16 protein-coding genes are annotated in these 16,311 nt (G+C 35.4%); 14 read left to right on the forward strand and 2 right to left on the reverse strand.

Features of this window, described 5'->3' with window-relative positions:
* The first annotated feature begins 275 nt into the window (after positions 1-275).
* The 11 genes from NST00_RS09830 (at position 276) to NST00_RS09880 (ending at position 10,814) form a co-directional block, all read left to right on the forward strand.
* Positions 276-914 carry a helix-turn-helix transcriptional regulator gene (locus NST00_RS09830; RefSeq protein WP_016838556.1) on the forward strand — a complete coding sequence of 213 codons (639 nt, stop codon included), beginning with the start codon at positions 276-278 and terminating at the stop codon, positions 912-914.
* Positions 915-925: 11 nt separating this feature from the next.
* Entirely contained in the window at positions 926-1,744 is an 819-nt protein-coding gene (locus NST00_RS09835; protein ID WP_340709906.1) for a pyruvate, water dikinase regulatory protein, read from the forward strand.
* Positions 1,745-1,957: 213 nt separating this feature from the next.
* Positions 1,958-3,775: a DNA primase gene (dnaG, locus tag NST00_RS09840; protein WP_016838554.1), complete on the forward strand. Its 1,818-nt coding sequence runs from the start codon at positions 1,958-1,960 to the stop codon at positions 3,773-3,775.
* Positions 3,776-3,806: 31 nt separating this feature from the next.
* Positions 3,807-4,931, forward strand: a complete 1,125-nt coding sequence (gene rpoD / locus NST00_RS09845) for an RNA polymerase sigma factor RpoD (RefSeq protein WP_016838553.1) — start codon at positions 3,807-3,809, stop codon at positions 4,929-4,931.
* Positions 4,932-5,404: 473 nt separating this feature from the next.
* A complete protein-coding gene (locus NST00_RS09850; protein WP_172597779.1) occupies positions 5,405-5,548 on the forward strand; it encodes a hypothetical protein in 144 nt (47 codons plus the stop codon).
* A gap of 175 nt (positions 5,549-5,723) precedes the next feature.
* Positions 5,724-6,284, forward strand: a complete 561-nt coding sequence (locus NST00_RS09855; RefSeq protein WP_340709907.1) for a hypothetical protein — start codon at positions 5,724-5,726, stop codon at positions 6,282-6,284.
* Positions 6,285-6,559: 275 nt separating this feature from the next.
* Positions 6,560-6,904: a c-type cytochrome gene (locus NST00_RS09860; RefSeq protein ID WP_340709908.1), complete on the forward strand. Its 345-nt coding sequence runs from the start codon at positions 6,560-6,562 to the stop codon at positions 6,902-6,904.
* A gap of 89 nt (positions 6,905-6,993) precedes the next feature.
* A complete protein-coding gene (locus NST00_RS09865; RefSeq protein ID WP_016839007.1) occupies positions 6,994-7,689 on the forward strand; it encodes a tRNA (adenine(22)-N(1))-methyltransferase in 696 nt (231 codons plus the stop codon).
* The gene (locus NST00_RS09870; protein WP_016839006.1) at positions 7,689-8,810 is read left to right on the forward strand and encodes a Nif3-like dinuclear metal center hexameric protein; all 1,122 of its coding nucleotides are present in this window, start codon (positions 7,689-7,691) and stop codon (positions 8,808-8,810) included. The genes NST00_RS09865 and NST00_RS09870 overlap by 1 nt, the downstream gene beginning before the upstream one ends.
* Before the next feature lie 519 nt (positions 8,811-9,329).
* A complete protein-coding gene (vrrA, locus tag NST00_RS09875; protein ID WP_016839005.1) occupies positions 9,330-9,776 on the forward strand; it encodes a VrrA/YqfQ family protein in 447 nt (148 codons plus the stop codon).
* Positions 9,777-9,842: 66 nt separating this feature from the next.
* Positions 9,843-10,814, forward strand: coding sequence for a 4-hydroxy-3-methylbut-2-enyl diphosphate reductase (locus tag NST00_RS09880; protein WP_168412319.1), 972 nt, complete (start codon positions 9,843-9,845; stop codon positions 10,812-10,814).
* Between the two features lie 397 nt (positions 10,815-11,211).
* Here the strand turns inward: NST00_RS09880 and NST00_RS09885 are convergent, their stop codons facing one another.
* Complete coding sequence (locus NST00_RS09885; protein ID WP_340709909.1) at positions 11,212-11,880, reverse strand: DUF2642 domain-containing protein; 669 nt, start codon at positions 11,878-11,880, stop codon at positions 11,212-11,214.
* A 276-nt stretch (positions 11,881-12,156) separates the two neighbouring features.
* Between NST00_RS09885 and NST00_RS09890 the strand changes: the two genes are divergently transcribed.
* The 3 genes from NST00_RS09890 (at position 12,157) to dacB (ending at position 15,893) form a co-directional block, all read left to right on the forward strand.
* Positions 12,157-13,449 carry a DEAD/DEAH box helicase gene (locus tag NST00_RS09890; protein WP_340709910.1) on the forward strand — a complete coding sequence of 431 codons (1,293 nt, stop codon included), beginning with the start codon at positions 12,157-12,159 and terminating at the stop codon, positions 13,447-13,449.
* A gap of 16 nt (positions 13,450-13,465) precedes the next feature.
* Entirely contained in the window at positions 13,466-14,353 is an 888-nt protein-coding gene (locus NST00_RS09895) for a deoxyribonuclease IV (protein WP_340709911.1), read from the forward strand.
* A 112-nt stretch (positions 14,354-14,465) separates the two neighbouring features.
* Positions 14,466-15,893, forward strand: coding sequence for a D-alanyl-D-alanine carboxypeptidase/D-alanyl-D-alanine endopeptidase (gene dacB, locus NST00_RS09900; RefSeq protein WP_083839543.1), 1,428 nt, complete (start codon positions 14,466-14,468; stop codon positions 15,891-15,893).
* 130 nt (positions 15,894-16,023) lie between these two features.
* Here the strand turns inward: dacB and NST00_RS09905 are convergent, their stop codons facing one another.
* Positions 16,024-16,296, reverse strand: a complete 273-nt coding sequence (locus NST00_RS09905; RefSeq protein ID WP_172597868.1) for a hypothetical protein — start codon at positions 16,294-16,296, stop codon at positions 16,024-16,026.
* Positions 16,297-16,311: the final 15 nt, after the last annotated feature.

Raw genomic sequence — 16,311 nt, forward strand, 5'->3', positions numbered from 1 at the left:
GTTCCACCCCGATTGATTGCATTTCATTCATAGAATTGCAATCCTCTTTTTTTCATCATGGCTCGAGGCTGCCGTTTCTCTTTTCGTGTAGGCTTTCACCATCCCTACTCGCTGTTTGTTGAAAAGATACTTATAGTCCTGTCATTGCCAAAATATTTGAATATAGTAATTTTTTTAATTAGTTGTGACATTATTTTATCATGTAGGACTTTTCTTAGCAATTATAAAGAAAATAGTATATAATATTTAAGAAAAGTATAACACTAATTGAGGCGGTGAGTCCAATAGAACTCAATCAACGTCAAGATAAAATTCTGCAAATTGTTAAAGAGAAGGGTCCAATAACAGGGGAGAAAATTGCTGAACAATTAAACTTGACTCGAGCAACCCTTCGACCAGATTTAGCAATTTTAACAATGGCAGGGTTTCTAGATGCCAGACCTAGAGTCGGGTATTTTTATTCTGGCAAAAAAACGATGGCTTCTGTAACAGAGTCAATGATGAATTTAAAAGTTAAAGATTTCCAATCTATGCCAGTTGTTGTATCTGAGAATATGACAGCTTATGATGCTATTTGTCAAATGTTCTTGGAAGATGTTGGAACCTTGTTTGTGGTGGATGATCGATCCCGTTTGCAAGGTGTGCTTTCAAGAAAAGATTTACTTCGCACAAGTATTGGAACTCAAGCTATAACAAAGATTCCCGTTCATATTATTATGACGAGAATGCCGAATATTGTGTATTGTCATAAGAATGATTCACTCATTCATGCTGCTAAAAAATTGATCGAGCGACAAGTTGACTCATTGCCAGTTGTAGAAGAGAAAGAAGATGGGTTAGAAATTGTCGGTCGTATAACCAAAACCAATATTACAAAAGCTTTTATTTCATTAGCTGAGACGAATGATTTGTAAGAGGTGCTAATTTGAAAAACTTAAAAATCTTTGTCGTATCTGATTCTGTCGGAGAAACTGGAGAACAAGTGGTTAAAGCAGCTGCTACACAATTTAGACCAAATTTTGATGGCATCATTATCCGAAGATTCCCACATATCTCAAATGATGACCATATAAAAAACATTGTAGAAATTGCGGCGATGCAAGGTGCAATTATAGTGTATACATTAGTAGAAAAACAAAAACGTCAGTTAATGTATAATTTATGTCAACAAAATAACATTGATTGCATTGATTTATTAGGTCCTATTATTCATTTATTTAGTAATAGACTTGAAGAATTTCCGTTAGAAGAACCTGGAATAGTTCATAAGTTAGACGATGACTATTTTCAAAAAGTAGAAGCGATCGAATTTGCCGTAAAATATGATGATGGACGAGATCCGAGAGGAATATTATTGAGTGATGTGGTGTTAATTGGTGTATCTAGAACTTCAAAAACTCCACTATCACAATATTTGGCTCATAAAAGATATAAGGTAGCCAATGTTCCAATCGTTCCAGAAGTCGAACCGCCTGAAGAATTATTTCAAGTAGATCCAAGAAAATGTTTTGGTTTAGTGATTTCTCCTGAAAAACTAAACGTCATCCGTAAACAAAGGTTAATTGCATTGGGTCTAAGTGATGATGCGATTTATGCAAAAAGAGATCGCATTGAACGGGAAATTGCGCATTTTTATAAAGTGGTAGAAAAATTAGGTTGTCAAGTCATCGATGTTACAAATAAAGCTGTTGAAGAAACAGCGAATGACATCATTGAGCGACTAGAGCGTTTAAAAAATAAGTAATTATTTACACCTCCAGATTATCGAGGAGGTTTTTTTCATTTTTTTATAAATAAGTATAGAAAAATTATAAAGAATGTTTTATAATAATAAAATTGTGGTAAAAATATTTCTAACAAATAAATATTATAAAAAGTGAAGTTTTTTTGTCGCATTTTAAAGGAATTTTTAATTTTTTATCGAATTGTGTTATTTAGCAACAAAGTTGGTGATGGAATGATAGGCAAAATTCCTGAAGAATTAATTGAAAAAATCCGAACAGAATCGGATATCGTTGATGTAATCAGCGAATATATTCAGTTAACAAAAAGAGGGCGAAATTGGTTTGGATTATGTCCTTTCCACGGTGAAAATACACCTTCTTTTTCTGTTTCTGAAGACAAACAAATATTCCATTGCTTTGGTTGTGGTGCAGGGGGAAATGTTATAACCTTTGTCATGGATATCGAAAATGTATCCTTTCCTGAAGCGGTTTCTAAATTAGGGGAGCGCATCGGCATACATATTGATATCCAAAATCAAAGTATGGACAAAAATTTTCGCCGATATTCACCAAAAGAAGAAAATATGATAAATGCCCATCAATTTGTTGCTGAATTTTATCATCATTTATTGATGAACACAGAAGAAGGCGAAAAAGCAGTAAATTATTTATTAAAAAGAGGATTTACAAGGGAAGATATCGAATCCAATGGTATAGGATACTCATTGCCAGTATGGGATTCAGTGACTGTATTACTAGAGCGAAAAGGTTTTTCGTTAGATGAAATGGTTGAATGTGGACTCATCATCCAAAAGGAAAATGACCATACTTACTTTGATCGCTTTCGAGGACGTATCATGTTTCCAATTCGCAACGAATTTGGAAAGGTCATTGGTTTTTCTGGTCGAATTCTTGAGGCAAATGAATCAGAAGCGAAATATTTAAATAGTCCAGAATCCCCGATTTTTCGAAAAAGTGAAGTTCTTTTTAATTTGGACAAGGCTAGAGCTTCAATTCGTAAAAAACGTCAAGTTATATTAATGGAAGGATTTATGGACGTGCTTGCTGCGCAAAAAGCAGGTATAGACAACGCTGTGGCAACGATGGGCACTTCCTTAACAAAAGAGCATATCACAAGGCTAAAACGCTTAGTTCGAAACGTAGTGGTTTGTTATGACGGTGATTATGCAGGTTGGGAAGCAGCAAAACGGGCCGCAGAAATGATTTACAACGAACAAATGGATGTTGAAGTTGTCGTACTACCCGATCAATTAGATCCTGACGAATACATTCGGAAGTATGGTTCAGAGTCCTTTGCACAGATGATTGAAAAACCACATGCATACATGGCTTTTATGATGATGTATGCACGTCGCAATAAAAATTTTCAATTTGAAAATGATATTTTGCAATATATTCAAGAAGTGCTTGAGCATCTTGTTGGAAAATCATCGCCTATCGAACGAGAACTTTATATTAAAGAACTATCGAAAGAAACAAAAATATCGGAAGAAGCTATTTATGCACAATTCAGAAAATTAGATGCTGACTTTTCTAAAAATTATAAACGAGCTGAACAAAAAAATACAATATTTAGTGGCCAAATTCATTCCAAAAATTTAAATGCGACTGAACGTGCTGAAAGATTACTCCTTTCACATATGTTGTTTGATATGGAACTAGTGAAAAATATTTTACACAGTGATGATTCGCAACCATTTATTCATGATGAGTATATGGCAGTGTTTGTTCGCTTAATCGGCTTTTACGAAGAGCATGGCACGGCGGATTATCAAAGGTTTTTAGAAATTTTGGATGATGCAGAACTTCGAAAAATTGTTATGGAAGCTGCATTAATAGAGCGCGATCCAGAATTTAAAGAGGCTGAGATTGAAGATTGTTTAAAACAACTAAAAAAACATCGCATAAAGCTTGAAATAGAAAAACTCATGCACGATTCCCAAGAAGCTGAAAGAATGCATGAATATAAAAAAGCTTTAGAACTCGTCCAACGAATGATTGAACTGAAAAAAACATTATCTGCGATTTGAGTGATATTGGTTGTTATAAGGAGGAAGGTTTATGGCGGACAATATGTCAGAACGTTCAAGAGAAATTTTGGAAAAAAACTTGGAAGAAGCGAAAAATTTTCTTCGACAAAAAGCAAAAAATGATGGTATATCCATGGATGATATTTCAAAAAAATTAGATCCATTTGAATTGGAACCTGAGGAAATTTTTCATTTTGCTGAAGAATTAGAAAGCCAATATGATATTCGTGTGGAAGGAAAAGAAGAATTTGAAGAAGAAGCACTTGCGAAACAGGAAGCAAGTGAAGAAGAATTTGATTTGAATGATTTAAGCGTTCCTCCTGGTGTAAAAATCAATGACCCTGTCAGAATGTATTTGAAAGAAATCGGGCGTGTAGATTTATTAACTGCTGAAGAAGAAATTGAACTTGCAGAACGTATTGAGCAAGGTGATGAGGAAGCTCGTAAACGACTTGCGGAAGCAAACTTAAGATTAGTTGTTTCGATTGCTAAACGCTATGTGGGTCGTGGAATGCTTTTCTTAGATTTAATTCAAGAAGGAAATATGGGATTAATTAAAGCAGTAGAAAAATTCGACCATAGAAAAGGATTTAAATTTTCTACGTATGCCACTTGGTGGATTCGTCAGGCTATTACGCGAGCGATTGCGGACCAAGCAAGAACGATTCGTATACCAGTTCACATGGTGGAGACGATTAATAAATTAGTCCGCGTCCAACGTCAATTATTGCAGGATTTAGGGCGTGAACCAACGCCAGAAGAAATCGCAGAGGAAATGGACTTAACGCCTGAAAAAGTTCGTGAAATATTAAAAATTGCCCAAGAACCGGTTTCATTAGAAACACCAATTGGTGAGGAAGATGATTCACATTTAGGCGATTTCATCGAAGACCATGAAGCGCAATCTCCTGCTGACCATGCAGCATACGAACTGTTAAAAGAACAGCTTGAAGACGTTTTAGATACTTTAACAGATCGAGAAGAAAATGTGCTTCGTCTTCGTTTCGGTTTAGATGACGGTCGTACACGCACTCTTGAAGAAGTAGGGAAAGTATTCGGGGTGACTCGTGAACGTATTCGCCAAATTGAGGCAAAAGCACTAAGAAAGCTACGTCATCCATCTCGTAGTAAGCGACTAAAAGATTTTCTTGAGTAACATCATTCTGAGAAATGTAAAGGTACCTAATTTTAGGTACCTTTTTTATTAGTGCGCCTGGCATGGGTGTAATCTATAGGGTGTAAGTCCCGAACTGTGAAGGCAGAAGTAACAGTTAGCTTAACGCAAGGGTGTCCGTGGTGACGCGGAATCTGAAGGAAGCGAGCGGCAAACTTCCGGTCTGAGGAACACGAACTTCATATAAGGCTAGGTATCATTGGATGAGTTTGCTAAACAAAACAAAGTCCTTTCTGCCAAAGGTGGTACAGAGTAAATGAAGCAGATAGATGGAAGGAAAGATTACATTCTTACCCGGGGAGGTCTGGCGGATATGTGAAGTACGCTTCATAACCTACTTAGTGATAAGTAGCTGAACCGTCAGAAGTCAGCAGAGGTCATAGTATTAGTTGGTTTAGAACTACTAAGAAGGACCGAACAATTAAGAGAGAATAGCCCTTGGCATTCAGTGAGTCATGATGAACACAGAAAACGTAGTACCTCACTTGAGGAAGGAAGCGGTGAATCCCGTGGGAGACCTCTTGGAGGGTGGAGTGACCACTGGCATAAAGAGAACAGCTATTCACGGAAGTTATAAAGACTTGCGTCAATCATCTTAATTGAACCGCCGTATACGGAACCGTACGTACGGTGGTGTGAGAGGACGGGAGTTAATCGCTCCCTCCTACTCGATTGAAATTATAAAAAATTTTCTTTGATAATACTTTGTACGGATGTCGAAATATAGAAAATACTATACAATAATACATAAATAAACAAATTTGGTGAATGTTTATGGATAATCCGAAAAAACAAATCATAATCAATGAAATCTTATTTTGGAAGCAAAATAAGTTATTACCAGAACATTACTGCGACTTTTTAATGACACTTTATACTGAAGGTGAAGACATTCAACTTCAAAATCATATTAGTATTAAAAAATCAATTAAAATGAAAGAAAAACGTAAAAAAACAACTATTTCTTTATTAATAATGGCGATAACAGCAGCACTCTTAATATTCCTTTTTCTTATGACTGCATATTTTTATATCGCTGCTTTCATAGTCGGAATAATAGCAATACTTTTTCTTGTATATTCATACAAATTTGCAAAGAAGCATGATTTGATTGCTCCCATTTTACAAGTAGCTGCGGCGCTATTAATTTTTGGAATTTCAGTAAAAGTTAGTTTAGTATATTTCGAAAATAATAATGTTGTACTTTATTCTTTATTAGTAGCTAATTGTTTTATGTGGACGATTACAGGTATTAAATTAAAACTATTATATTTCACAATTTCTGGTGTATTAGGATTCATTATCATTATTGCATATCAATTGTTTTTCCTATAATTCCATCGAAAAGTAGTTTTTCATTTCATTTTTTAAATATAATTTTTTGTTGAAAGCAAATAATAAAGACAATTGATAGAAAAAATGATGAATATATAATTATTCAATCGGAAATTTATTCTTTGGCTAAATTGTGAAAAAATGTCGAAATTGTTACATTCCTTGTAAAAGTTATGGTTTAGGTCTTTTCGTTTTAAGAAATATGAAGTACAATAATTGTTGTTGACTATATTCTATATTTATAGCATTGATGATTCTACAAGGGAGGTAAAGACATGAAAAATAATCCGATCGTTCCTTATATCCTCATTATGGCATTCGGTATCGCACTTATCTTCTTTATGTCATTAGATGGAGTTGGAAAACAAGCTGAATTAGCTGAAGGTGAACATGGAACAACTGAAGAAGGTGCAGGAGGAGATGAAGCACTAGTTCAAGCTTGTATTGGTTGCCACGGCGGCGACTTAAAAGGTGGTATGGGACCTTCATTAGTTGGACTTGATGCAGATCATATCGTTGACGTTTTAGAAAACGGTATTGAAGGAACTCTAATGACTCCAGGTCTTAAAACTGGTGACGAAGCTCGCGCGATTGCTGAGTACATCAGTTCATTAGAATAAAAAAATAAATCCTTAGTTGCAAAAGGCGACTAAGGGTTTATTTTTTTATATAATGAGAGTTAGAATTTTACAATAAAGGCGGGTACAACATGAATGCACAAAATCTTTCCAAACGACTAGAAAAAGTTGCTTCTTTTGTGCCAAAAGGGGCAATTGTTGCAGATATTGGTTCAGATCATGCCTATCTACCATGTTACTTAGTCCATAAAGGAATCATACAAAAAGCTGTTGCAGGAGAAGTAGTGAAAGGACCCTATCAGTCAGCGTTAAAGAAAGTAAAAGAAGAAGGGTTAGAAAATCAAATTACCGTTCGACTTGCTGACGGATTAGAAGCAATTGAGAGCAGCGATCATGTTGATACAATCACGATTGCAGGAATGGGTGGTTCCTTAATCGTCTCTATTTTAGAAAAAAATCCTGAAAAACTCGAAACCGTTAATCGCCTCATCTTACAACCAAATATTCATGCACGCGTCATTCGACAATGGGCTTTAGAAAACAAGTGGAAGATTATTGAAGAAGCTATAGTCGAGGAAGATCAAAAAATTTATGAAATCATCGTATTAGAACGAGGGAACATGGAATTGACTGAAGCAGAAATTTTGATGGGGAACATATTAATTCAAGAAAAATCAGAGGTATTTCTAAAAAAATGGTCGAATGAAGTAAACCATTGGAAAAAAGTACTTAAATCATTAGAATATGCGGAGCCGACTCCTGAAATCGTTGAAAAACGTCAAGAATTGCTTCATCAAATAGCACTAGTTGAGGAGGTAATCCATTGATGAAACAAGCTAATGGAAACGAAATCATTCAACTTTTTGAGAGCTGGTCACCGAAAAAACTTGCTTGTATGGAAAATGATCCGATTGGACTCGCAATAGGCACTTTAAATAAAGTAGTTACGAAAGTGCTTGTTACTCTTGATGTCAATCAAGAAGTTGCAGATGAAGCTATAGAGAAAGGGTGCCAATTAATTATTGCCCACCATCCACCTATTTTCCGGAAATTGTCGAATTTAAGAACAGATACACCGAGCGGAAGACTATATGAAAAGCTATTGAAAAATGATATTGCTGTTTATGCAGCTCATACGAATCTAGATGTTGCTGAAGGCGGCGTCAACGATTTGCTGGCTGATGCTTTACAATTACAAAATCGTGAAATTTTAGAAAAAACGTATTCAGAACATTTAATGAAGTTAGCAGTGTTTGTGCCTGATGAGCATGCGGATGAACTTCGATATGTCCTAGCAAAAGCAGGTGCCGGGAAGATAGGGAATTATGATTCTTGCAGTTATTCAACGGATGGAAAAGGGCGTTTTCGTCCATTAGAAGGTGCTAATCCATATATCGGTGATGTTGGAGAGATCGAAGTAACCGATGAAGAAAAAATAGAAGTAGTATTTCCAACATCAATGAAAAACCGAATATTAAAAGCAATGTTAAATGCACATCCATATGAAGAACCAGCATATGATCTTTATACTCTAGCTCAAGAAACGAATGAATACGGTATTGGACGCATCGGAATGTTGAAGGAACCTATGAGTTTGCGACAATTTGCTGATTATGTAAAAAAAAGACTACAAGTTCCAATGGTTCGTATAGTAGGGAATGAAAACAGTACAGTTTCAAAAGTTGCTGTACTTGGAGGAGATGGAAATAAATATATCCATATTGCAAAAAGAGCTGGTGCGGATGTATTTGTAACAGGAGACATGTATTTCCATGTTGCTCAAGAAGCACAAGCGATAGGACTAAATATTGTGGACCCCGGCCATCATGTTGAAAAAGTGATGATAAAAGGCGTTAAAGAAAAAATGACAAGCCTGTGTCAAGAGAATAAGCTTGATGTAGAATTTATTGAATCAGAAGTAAATACAGAACCATTTATTTTTATATAGGAAATTAAAAGTTACGTGAGCGAATGAGAAAACAATTTGTTTTTCATTCGCTCAATTTTTTATTTGAGTACAGAAAACAGGCGAGAAAAATTCGTATACGAAAGGTCCGATAATAGTCAAATATGTGACAATAATTGCCAATCTCCAATGGATAATAGTCACACTTGTGAACATAATAGCCAAATGGATAAAAAGAACTTTTGAAAAATAAGATAATAGTCAAATTCGTTACAATAATAGCCAATCATGAAAAATAATAGTCATTCCTGTCATTTTAATAGCCAATCTAAAAAAAATAACCTCTGAAAAGTAAGATAATAGCCAAAACTTAACAGTTATTAGTCAAACTACTAAATATAATAGTCAAATTTTGAAAATTAATTGCCAAATTCTATGACATGAATTTTACCAACTTTTCAGCATAGCCTACTACCTGTTGCTGTACCTTTCAAAATGCATTTGCATATGATAGCTTTTAGAAAGCTTACGTCATTTGGAATAAACAGAAAGGAGATTTCTATGCGTCCACATCACTTTCCAAACCAAATGCCTCCAGGAAGACCTAATTTTTATGCACCAAGACCTCCTCAATACGGCTTTAGACCCGGACCATATCCGCCACCAATGCCACCTGGTTTTCAACCACCAAAAGGAACAGCGAGATTAGACTCCATTTTAGAAACAGCTAATCGATTTTTAGCGACAGCACAAAGTTTCCAACCTTATATCCAACAAGCAGCGCCGATGCTTCGGAATTTGCCTGCACTATGGAAATTATATAAAGGGTTTCAAGGGCTTCCAACTCAAACTCAAGGGAAACAATCAAATGAGGAAGGAAAAAGACAAATATCACCGTCAAATCATTCAAGACAAGAAAGAAGAAATGAAAGAAATCTAAGACAAGAAGAAATTAGTAGACCGTCAATTCCAAAAATCTATCAACCGCCGTTCGATCATTTTGAATAGAAACTTTGTAATAACACCATAGCTCCGTTATAATAAAGTTATGTACCAACAAAAGGAGTTGTCATGATGGAAGTCATTAAAATAAATCCTCGAGGCTATTGCTATGGTGTAGTTGATGCAATGGTTATTGCAAGAAATGCTTCATTAGATAAATCATTGCCAAGACCAATCTACATTTTAGGAATGATTGTTCATAATAAACATGTAACGGATGCTTTTGAAAAAGAGGGGATTATCACTCTTGACGGAAGCAATCGAAAAGAAATCATTGAAAAAGTGGATAAAGGGACTGTTATTTTCACTGCTCATGGAGTATCACCTGAAATAAGAGAAATTGCGAAAAGAAAAGGACTTGTAGCAATTGACGCTACATGCCCAGACGTAACAGTCACTCATGAATTAATCCGTGAAAAGTCTAAGCAAGGATATGACATTATTTATATAGGGAAAAAGAATCACCCAGAGCCTGAAGGAGCAATTGGAGTTGCACCGAACCACGTTCATTTAGTTGAAAATAAACTAGATATTGACAATCTAAATTTACAAAATGATAAATTGCTAGTAACAAATCAAACAACTATGAGCCAATGGGATGTTAAGGATTTAATGGATTACATTAAAGAAAAATATCCCCATGTGGAAGAGCATAAAGAGATTTGCATGGCTACTCAAGTACGACAAGAAGCGGTAGCAAATCAAGCAGGAGAAGCGGATTTACTTATTGTAGTAGGAGATCCTCGTTCCAACAACTCAAATCGTTTAACTCAAGTTTCTGAAGAAATTGCAGGTACCCCAGCCTACCGCATTGCTGATATATCAGAGTTAAAAATCGAGTGGTTGATGGATATTGAAAAAGTTGCTGTTACAGCAGGTGCTTCGACACCAACTCCTATTGTGAAGGAAGTCATATCATTTTTAGAGAAGTTTGATAAAAATGATCCATCTACTCATGAAATAAAGCGTACTGTGACACTGGATAAAATACTTCCAAAAATTAAAGAACCAAAACCTGTTAACGTTATTCTTCCTAACGAGTAAAAGGGGCTGTTCAGAAAGTCGAACACTTTCTGAACAGTCTTACTTCTTATAGTAAACTTCTCTTAAAAACTTTGCTCCTGCGGTGGTCACATCAAACGTGCCTCCTCGTCGCAATTTATCTGCGGCTAAGCTTGTGCGACAGCCGCAATTTATCTGCGGCGAAAGCGATCGCGACAGCCGCAATTTATCTGCGGCGAAAGCGATCGCGACAGCCGCAAAGGGGGCGTCTCAAAATAACTTTTCAGACTTCCCCTTTTTCATTTTATCGCTAGTTTTATAAGCCGAAAGGGAAAAATGAATAATCTATCATATAATAATTATCGTTTAAATAGAATGTTAAGAATTATGTAAGATTTAAGTGAAATGAGTGCGAATAATTGAAAGTTTACTTAACTTTTTATACAGGATTGACAATTTGTATGTGTGAAAGATTGCAGTATATAGTATTTGACTTTCCATCTTTCATTTCAATTAATCGTCCCTCTACATGATTGATTTTTCCAATATGAGAAAAATCTTTGCCTAAATTTAAAATAACCAGTTGACCTTTTAATTCGGCAATTTGATCAGCAAATTGCTTTTTTAATGTTGGAAGCTTAATTTTCGATAAGGATAAGAATTCGGTTTCACTGATGCCGTAAGGAAGGTCATTTTTAATATGAGGTATTATCCATTTTAAATGTTTATTTGGAATGTACATAGTGTTATAAATGGGTGACTGAAATACAAAATAGTCATCCATCACAGACGTAATGACGCCATGTAGCGCTTCATTTCTTGTCACCATTAATTCTACGTGCAGTCCTTTTGCCATGGAAAGAATATTTAATAACGTCAAATCTTGATTGACTTTTGTAATAAATTGCGGTAATTCTGAAGGGGATTGAATATTATTTTCATTATCAATATCCCTTTCCAAAGTATATATATGGTCAGTTGGCAAATATACAAATTGATTATTTACGTGGATCACGAAAATTTCATCACTTGAATCAATTAAGGAGCCGTTAAATATTTTCCCGCCCATGATTTCAATGAAAACAACTTCATTATTTAAATGATGCATATGGTGCCCCTCCAATCTACTTACAATCAAGAACAAAAGTATTACTTTATGATATTTTTTTATTTTTATTAATATTCCATTTTAATTAAACAATCGGTACATATTTCAACAAAGAAAAAAATTATGTATCATTATCATTTGTTTCCATTTGTTAGACACAAAGTTTAATTGTTCCTATTTAATAATCGCTGTTGAAAGCATAATGAACCAAAGTTGTTTATTGTTCTTTAGAAAGCGTATTTGGTACAATAATATTCATGTTAGGAGGTACGAAAAATGTCGAACTTTACAGATTTTCAATTCAAACCATTTATTACGGATGCAATTCAAAAGCTCGGCTTTAAAGAACCAACTCCCATCCAAAAAGAGATGATTCCGTTAATATTGCAAGGGAAGAGTGCGATTGGACAAGCCCATACAGGGACAGGCAAAACCCATGCGTTTTTATTACCGATCGTTCAAAGAATAGATGTAGAGAATACAGAAGTCCAAGCAGTAATTACTTCACCAACAAGGGAATTAGCAACTCAAATTTTTGAACATCTAAAGCAATTAATAGAAGGCACTGAAATTTCCGCAAAATTATTAATTGGGGGTACGGACAAGCAGCGAACAATTGAAAAATTAAAAAATCAACCGCAAATTGTTGTAGGAACACCAGGGCGAATTCATGATTTAGTAAAGGAAAATGTTTTACTAGTTCACAAAGCATCTATTTTAGTAGTAGATGAAGCGGATTTAGCCTTCGATATGGGATTCATTGAAGAAATAGATGGATTTGCAGCTCGAATGCCTGAAGATTTAGAAATGTATGTGTTCTCTGCTACAATCCCTGTTAAATTGCAACCATTCCTCAAAAAATATATGGAATCCCCAGTACACATTCAAATGAACGATCGAAAACCGGTGGCGGAAGGAATCGAATTTTTCCTTGTACCGATTCGCTCTAAATCTCGTACGACTCGACTACTAGAAGTTTGTGAGGCGATTAATCCATTTTTATGTGTTATTTTCTGCAATACGCGAAAAACTGCTGAGGAAGTTGCAGACTTTTTAGCGGAAAATGGCATACGTACAGGACAAATACATGGTGATTTAACGCCTAGAGAGCGTAAAAAGATGATGAAGCAAATTCGAGATTTAGAGTATCAATATATCGTAGCGACAGATTTAGCTGCTCGAGGTATTGATATACAGGGTGTTTCTCATGTTATTAATTATGAAATACCTGAGGATTTAGAATTTTTCATCCATCGTGTAGGTAGAACAGCGCGTGCTGGACTTCAAGGAACAGCGATTACCTTATATGGACCGGACGATGAAAATGATTTAGCCCGAATTGAAAAAATGGGTATTCCATTCCAACAGAAAGATGTTAAAAACGGCGAATGGATTGAGTTAAAAGAACGGCACGCTCGAAAAAAACGAGTGAAACAGGAAAATGAGTTAGACCAACTCGCTAAAGCATTAGTGCGCAAACCGAAAAAAGTAAAGCCGGGCTATAAAAAGGCAATGAAAATGCAAATAGAACAGATTAAGAAGAGAGAAAGAAGAAAAAGAAATCGCTAGAAGTGAGGGGAAGAGAATGTTAATTGGATCGCACGTATCCATGAGCGGCAAGAAGATGTTACTTGCTGCTAGTGAGGAAGCTGTATCATATGGATCAACGACCTTTATGATTTATACGGGGGCACCCCAAAACACAAGAAGAAAAGCTATTGAAGATTTAAATATTGAAGCAGGATTAAAGCATATGAAAGAACACGGTATCTCAAATATTGTTGTCCACGCACCGTACATCATTAACATTGCAAATACTGTAAAACCTGAAGTGTTTGCTTTAGGGGTGGAATTTTTGCAAAAAGAAATTGAGCGCACAGAAGCGATCGGTGCAACACAAATTGTTTTACATCCGGGTTCCCATGTAGGAGCAGGGGAAGAAAAGGGGATTAAAAAAATTATTGAAGGATTAAATGAAGTGTTGTCAGTCGATTCTCCTGTTCAAATTGCATTAGAAACAATGGCTGGAAAAGGGTCAGAATGTGGCAAAAGCTTTGAAGAAATTGCGATGATTATCGACGGGGTTACGAATAATGAGCGACTCTCTGTATGTTTTGATACATGCCATACTCATGATGCAGGCTATAATATTGTAGAAGATTTTGATGGTGTTCTAGAACAATTCGATAAAATCATTGGTCTAGACCGCATTAAAGTGGTTCATATAAATGATAGCAAAAATGAGAGAGGGGCAAGAAAAGACCGCCACGAAAATATTGGATTTGGCCATATCGGCTTTGATGTATTAAATTACATAGTACATCACGAAGCATTTAAAGAAATCCCAAAAATACTTGAAACACCTTGGGTAGGTACAGATTCAAAAAATAAAAAGCCACCATATAAAGAAGAAATTGAAATGTTTAAAACAAGTACATTTCAACCTGAATGGATTGAAGCGTTACGCAACTAGGGACTGAAATAAGTCCCTTTTTTTAATGAAGGAAATTTTAAGTGAAGGTGACGATAAAAGAAGGCGTATACGAGCATAATAGAATATAAAAGAATGGTTCAAGGTGGCTGCCATGATGAAAAAACAGTGTGTATTATGTATTGTTATCGTGTTTTTCTTTTTCCAATATCTTCATCCAAGTCAAGCGATGTCACTCCATGAAAAAATAACACACCATTTAGGTACAAAGGATATCAGCGTGTCCATTCGCGATCTAGAAACTGGACAGCTATTATATACGAAAAATGGGGATATTGGAATGAAACCCGCGTCCACATTAAAATTGCTTACTTCAGCTAGTGCATTACATGTATTGGGACAACAGCATCAATTTGCAACAGAAGTTTATATTGATGGGAAAGTAAACAACGGGGAACTTCAAGGTAATCTTTATGTAAAAGGAAAAGGTGATCCTACTTTTCAAAAGAAACATTTTTTACAAATTGCAGATATATTAAAGTTGTTAGGCATTTATTCGGTAAGAGGCAATTTATATGGCGATGATTTTTATTTTAATGGTGAAGCACTCTCTCCTGGCGTTTCTAAAGAAGATGAAAGTTTTTATTACGCATCAAGAATAAGCGCATTAACGATGTCACCGGATGGAGATTACGATGCAGGAACGCTCATTGTTCATGTAATCCCTACTTCCATTGGAAATAAACCAATCATACAAACGGAACCGAATGATAGTGGGATGATTTTATTGAACTACGCAATGACGGTTCCTTCGAATAACAAAAATACTATCGAAATCATTCGTAAATATCATTCAAATGAGGTAGTAATTTCAGGAAATATTCCGTTAGGGGCATCTCATAAAGATTGGGTGACATTATATGACCCAACGCTCAACACGCTCGAGGCTCTCAAAATCACGTTGGAGGAAGAAGGGATTGCATTTTATGAAACATCTGTTGTTCGAAAATCTGTACCTAAAAATGCAACGTTGATTTATAGAAAACAATCCCCCCCTCTGAAATATATCAACCATACATTCTTGAAATTAAGCAATAATAGCATTGCGGATATTTTAGTAAAGACAATGGGACAAAAAGTATATGGAAATGGAAATTTTGAAAATGGATTAAAGGTCATTCAACAATATGGCAAAGATTTAGGATTAAAAATGGAACAGTGGAAGTTTGAAGATGGTTCAGGAATTTCACATTATAACCGTACAACTGCTAATGAGTTAACGAACTTATTAGTAAAAGTTCAAGAAGAACCTTTTTTCCCGATCTTTTTTAGCAGTTTGCCTGTGGGAGGAGACACGAATCGACAAATCGGGGGATCATTAAGAGAAAGATATTTAGGTGAACATTTGAAAAATCGAGTATTTGCCAAAACTGGCCACATTACTGGTGTATATACGTTAGCAGGATATGTAAAGGCTAATAGTGGGAAAATGTATGCATTTGCAATCATGACGCAATATCAAACAACTAACAAAATAAAAGACATTGACAAAGTTGTGGAATCGATTATTGAACAATACTAAACAAACATTTAAGAAAAAATAGGCTGTCTAGGAAGGAAAAACTTTCTAAACAGCCTACATTCGTTCACGATTGCCATTAGTATCTTTTTTGAACTAACTCATCGTTTTTTAAGTGCTTCTTGAGGGAAATTTAATTTCTTAAATCATCAAGCATTTTTTTATATTTTTTATACTTCTTAGAACCTAAAATCTGCTCGGCTTGTTTTAACACATTCTCAGGAATGCCTGTAATAAGCCAGGTGATGTTTGCTTGTTGGGCTAGTGGACGAAGCTGTTGGATTTCCTCAATCGTTAAATCCACACCATATTGTTTCGCCAATTTCCGAATTTCTTTATCGGATTTCGAAATTAGGGATTCCCAAAATTCAATCGCATTCATAACATCATCCTTTCCGTTCATCAAGCAAGAAACCTTTAC

It is taken from the genome of Ureibacillus sp. FSL K6-0165, assembly GCF_038004285.1.
Taxonomy (GTDB): domain Bacteria; phylum Bacillota; class Bacilli; order Bacillales_A; family Planococcaceae; genus Ureibacillus; species Ureibacillus thermosphaericus.

What these genes read in the sequence shown, in the direction of transcription:
- NST00_RS09885 (WP_340709909.1), bottom strand. Translation starts at nt 11,880, where the DNA reads ATGCATCATTTAAATAATGAAGTTGTTTTCATTGAAATCATGGGCGGG.
- NST00_RS09855 (WP_340709907.1), top strand. Translation starts at nt 5,724, where the DNA reads ATGGATAATCCGAAAAAACAAATCATAATCAATGAAATCTTATTTTGG.
- NST00_RS09895 (WP_340709911.1), top strand. Translation starts at nt 13,466, where the DNA reads ATGTTAATTGGATCGCACGTATCCATGAGCGGCAAGAAGATGTTACTT.
- dacB (WP_083839543.1), top strand. Translation starts at nt 14,466, where the DNA reads ATGATGAAAAAACAGTGTGTATTATGTATTGTTATCGTGTTTTTCTTT.
- vrrA (WP_016839005.1), top strand. Translation starts at nt 9,330, where the DNA reads ATGCGTCCACATCACTTTCCAAACCAAATGCCTCCAGGAAGACCTAAT.
- NST00_RS09865 (WP_016839007.1), top strand. Translation starts at nt 6,994, where the DNA reads ATGAATGCACAAAATCTTTCCAAACGACTAGAAAAAGTTGCTTCTTTT.
- rpoD (WP_016838553.1), top strand. Translation starts at nt 3,807, where the DNA reads ATGGCGGACAATATGTCAGAACGTTCAAGAGAAATTTTGGAAAAAAAC.
- dnaG (WP_016838554.1), top strand. Translation starts at nt 1,958, where the DNA reads ATGATAGGCAAAATTCCTGAAGAATTAATTGAAAAAATCCGAACAGAA.
- NST00_RS09850 (WP_172597779.1), top strand. Translation starts at nt 5,405, where the DNA reads ATGATGAACACAGAAAACGTAGTACCTCACTTGAGGAAGGAAGCGGTG.
- NST00_RS09890 (WP_340709910.1), top strand. Translation starts at nt 12,157, where the DNA reads ATGTCGAACTTTACAGATTTTCAATTCAAACCATTTATTACGGATGCA.
- NST00_RS09860 (WP_340709908.1), top strand. Translation starts at nt 6,560, where the DNA reads ATGAAAAATAATCCGATCGTTCCTTATATCCTCATTATGGCATTCGGT.
- NST00_RS09870 (WP_016839006.1), top strand. Translation starts at nt 7,689, where the DNA reads ATGAAACAAGCTAATGGAAACGAAATCATTCAACTTTTTGAGAGCTGG.
- NST00_RS09880 (WP_168412319.1), top strand. Translation starts at nt 9,843, where the DNA reads ATGGAAGTCATTAAAATAAATCCTCGAGGCTATTGCTATGGTGTAGTT.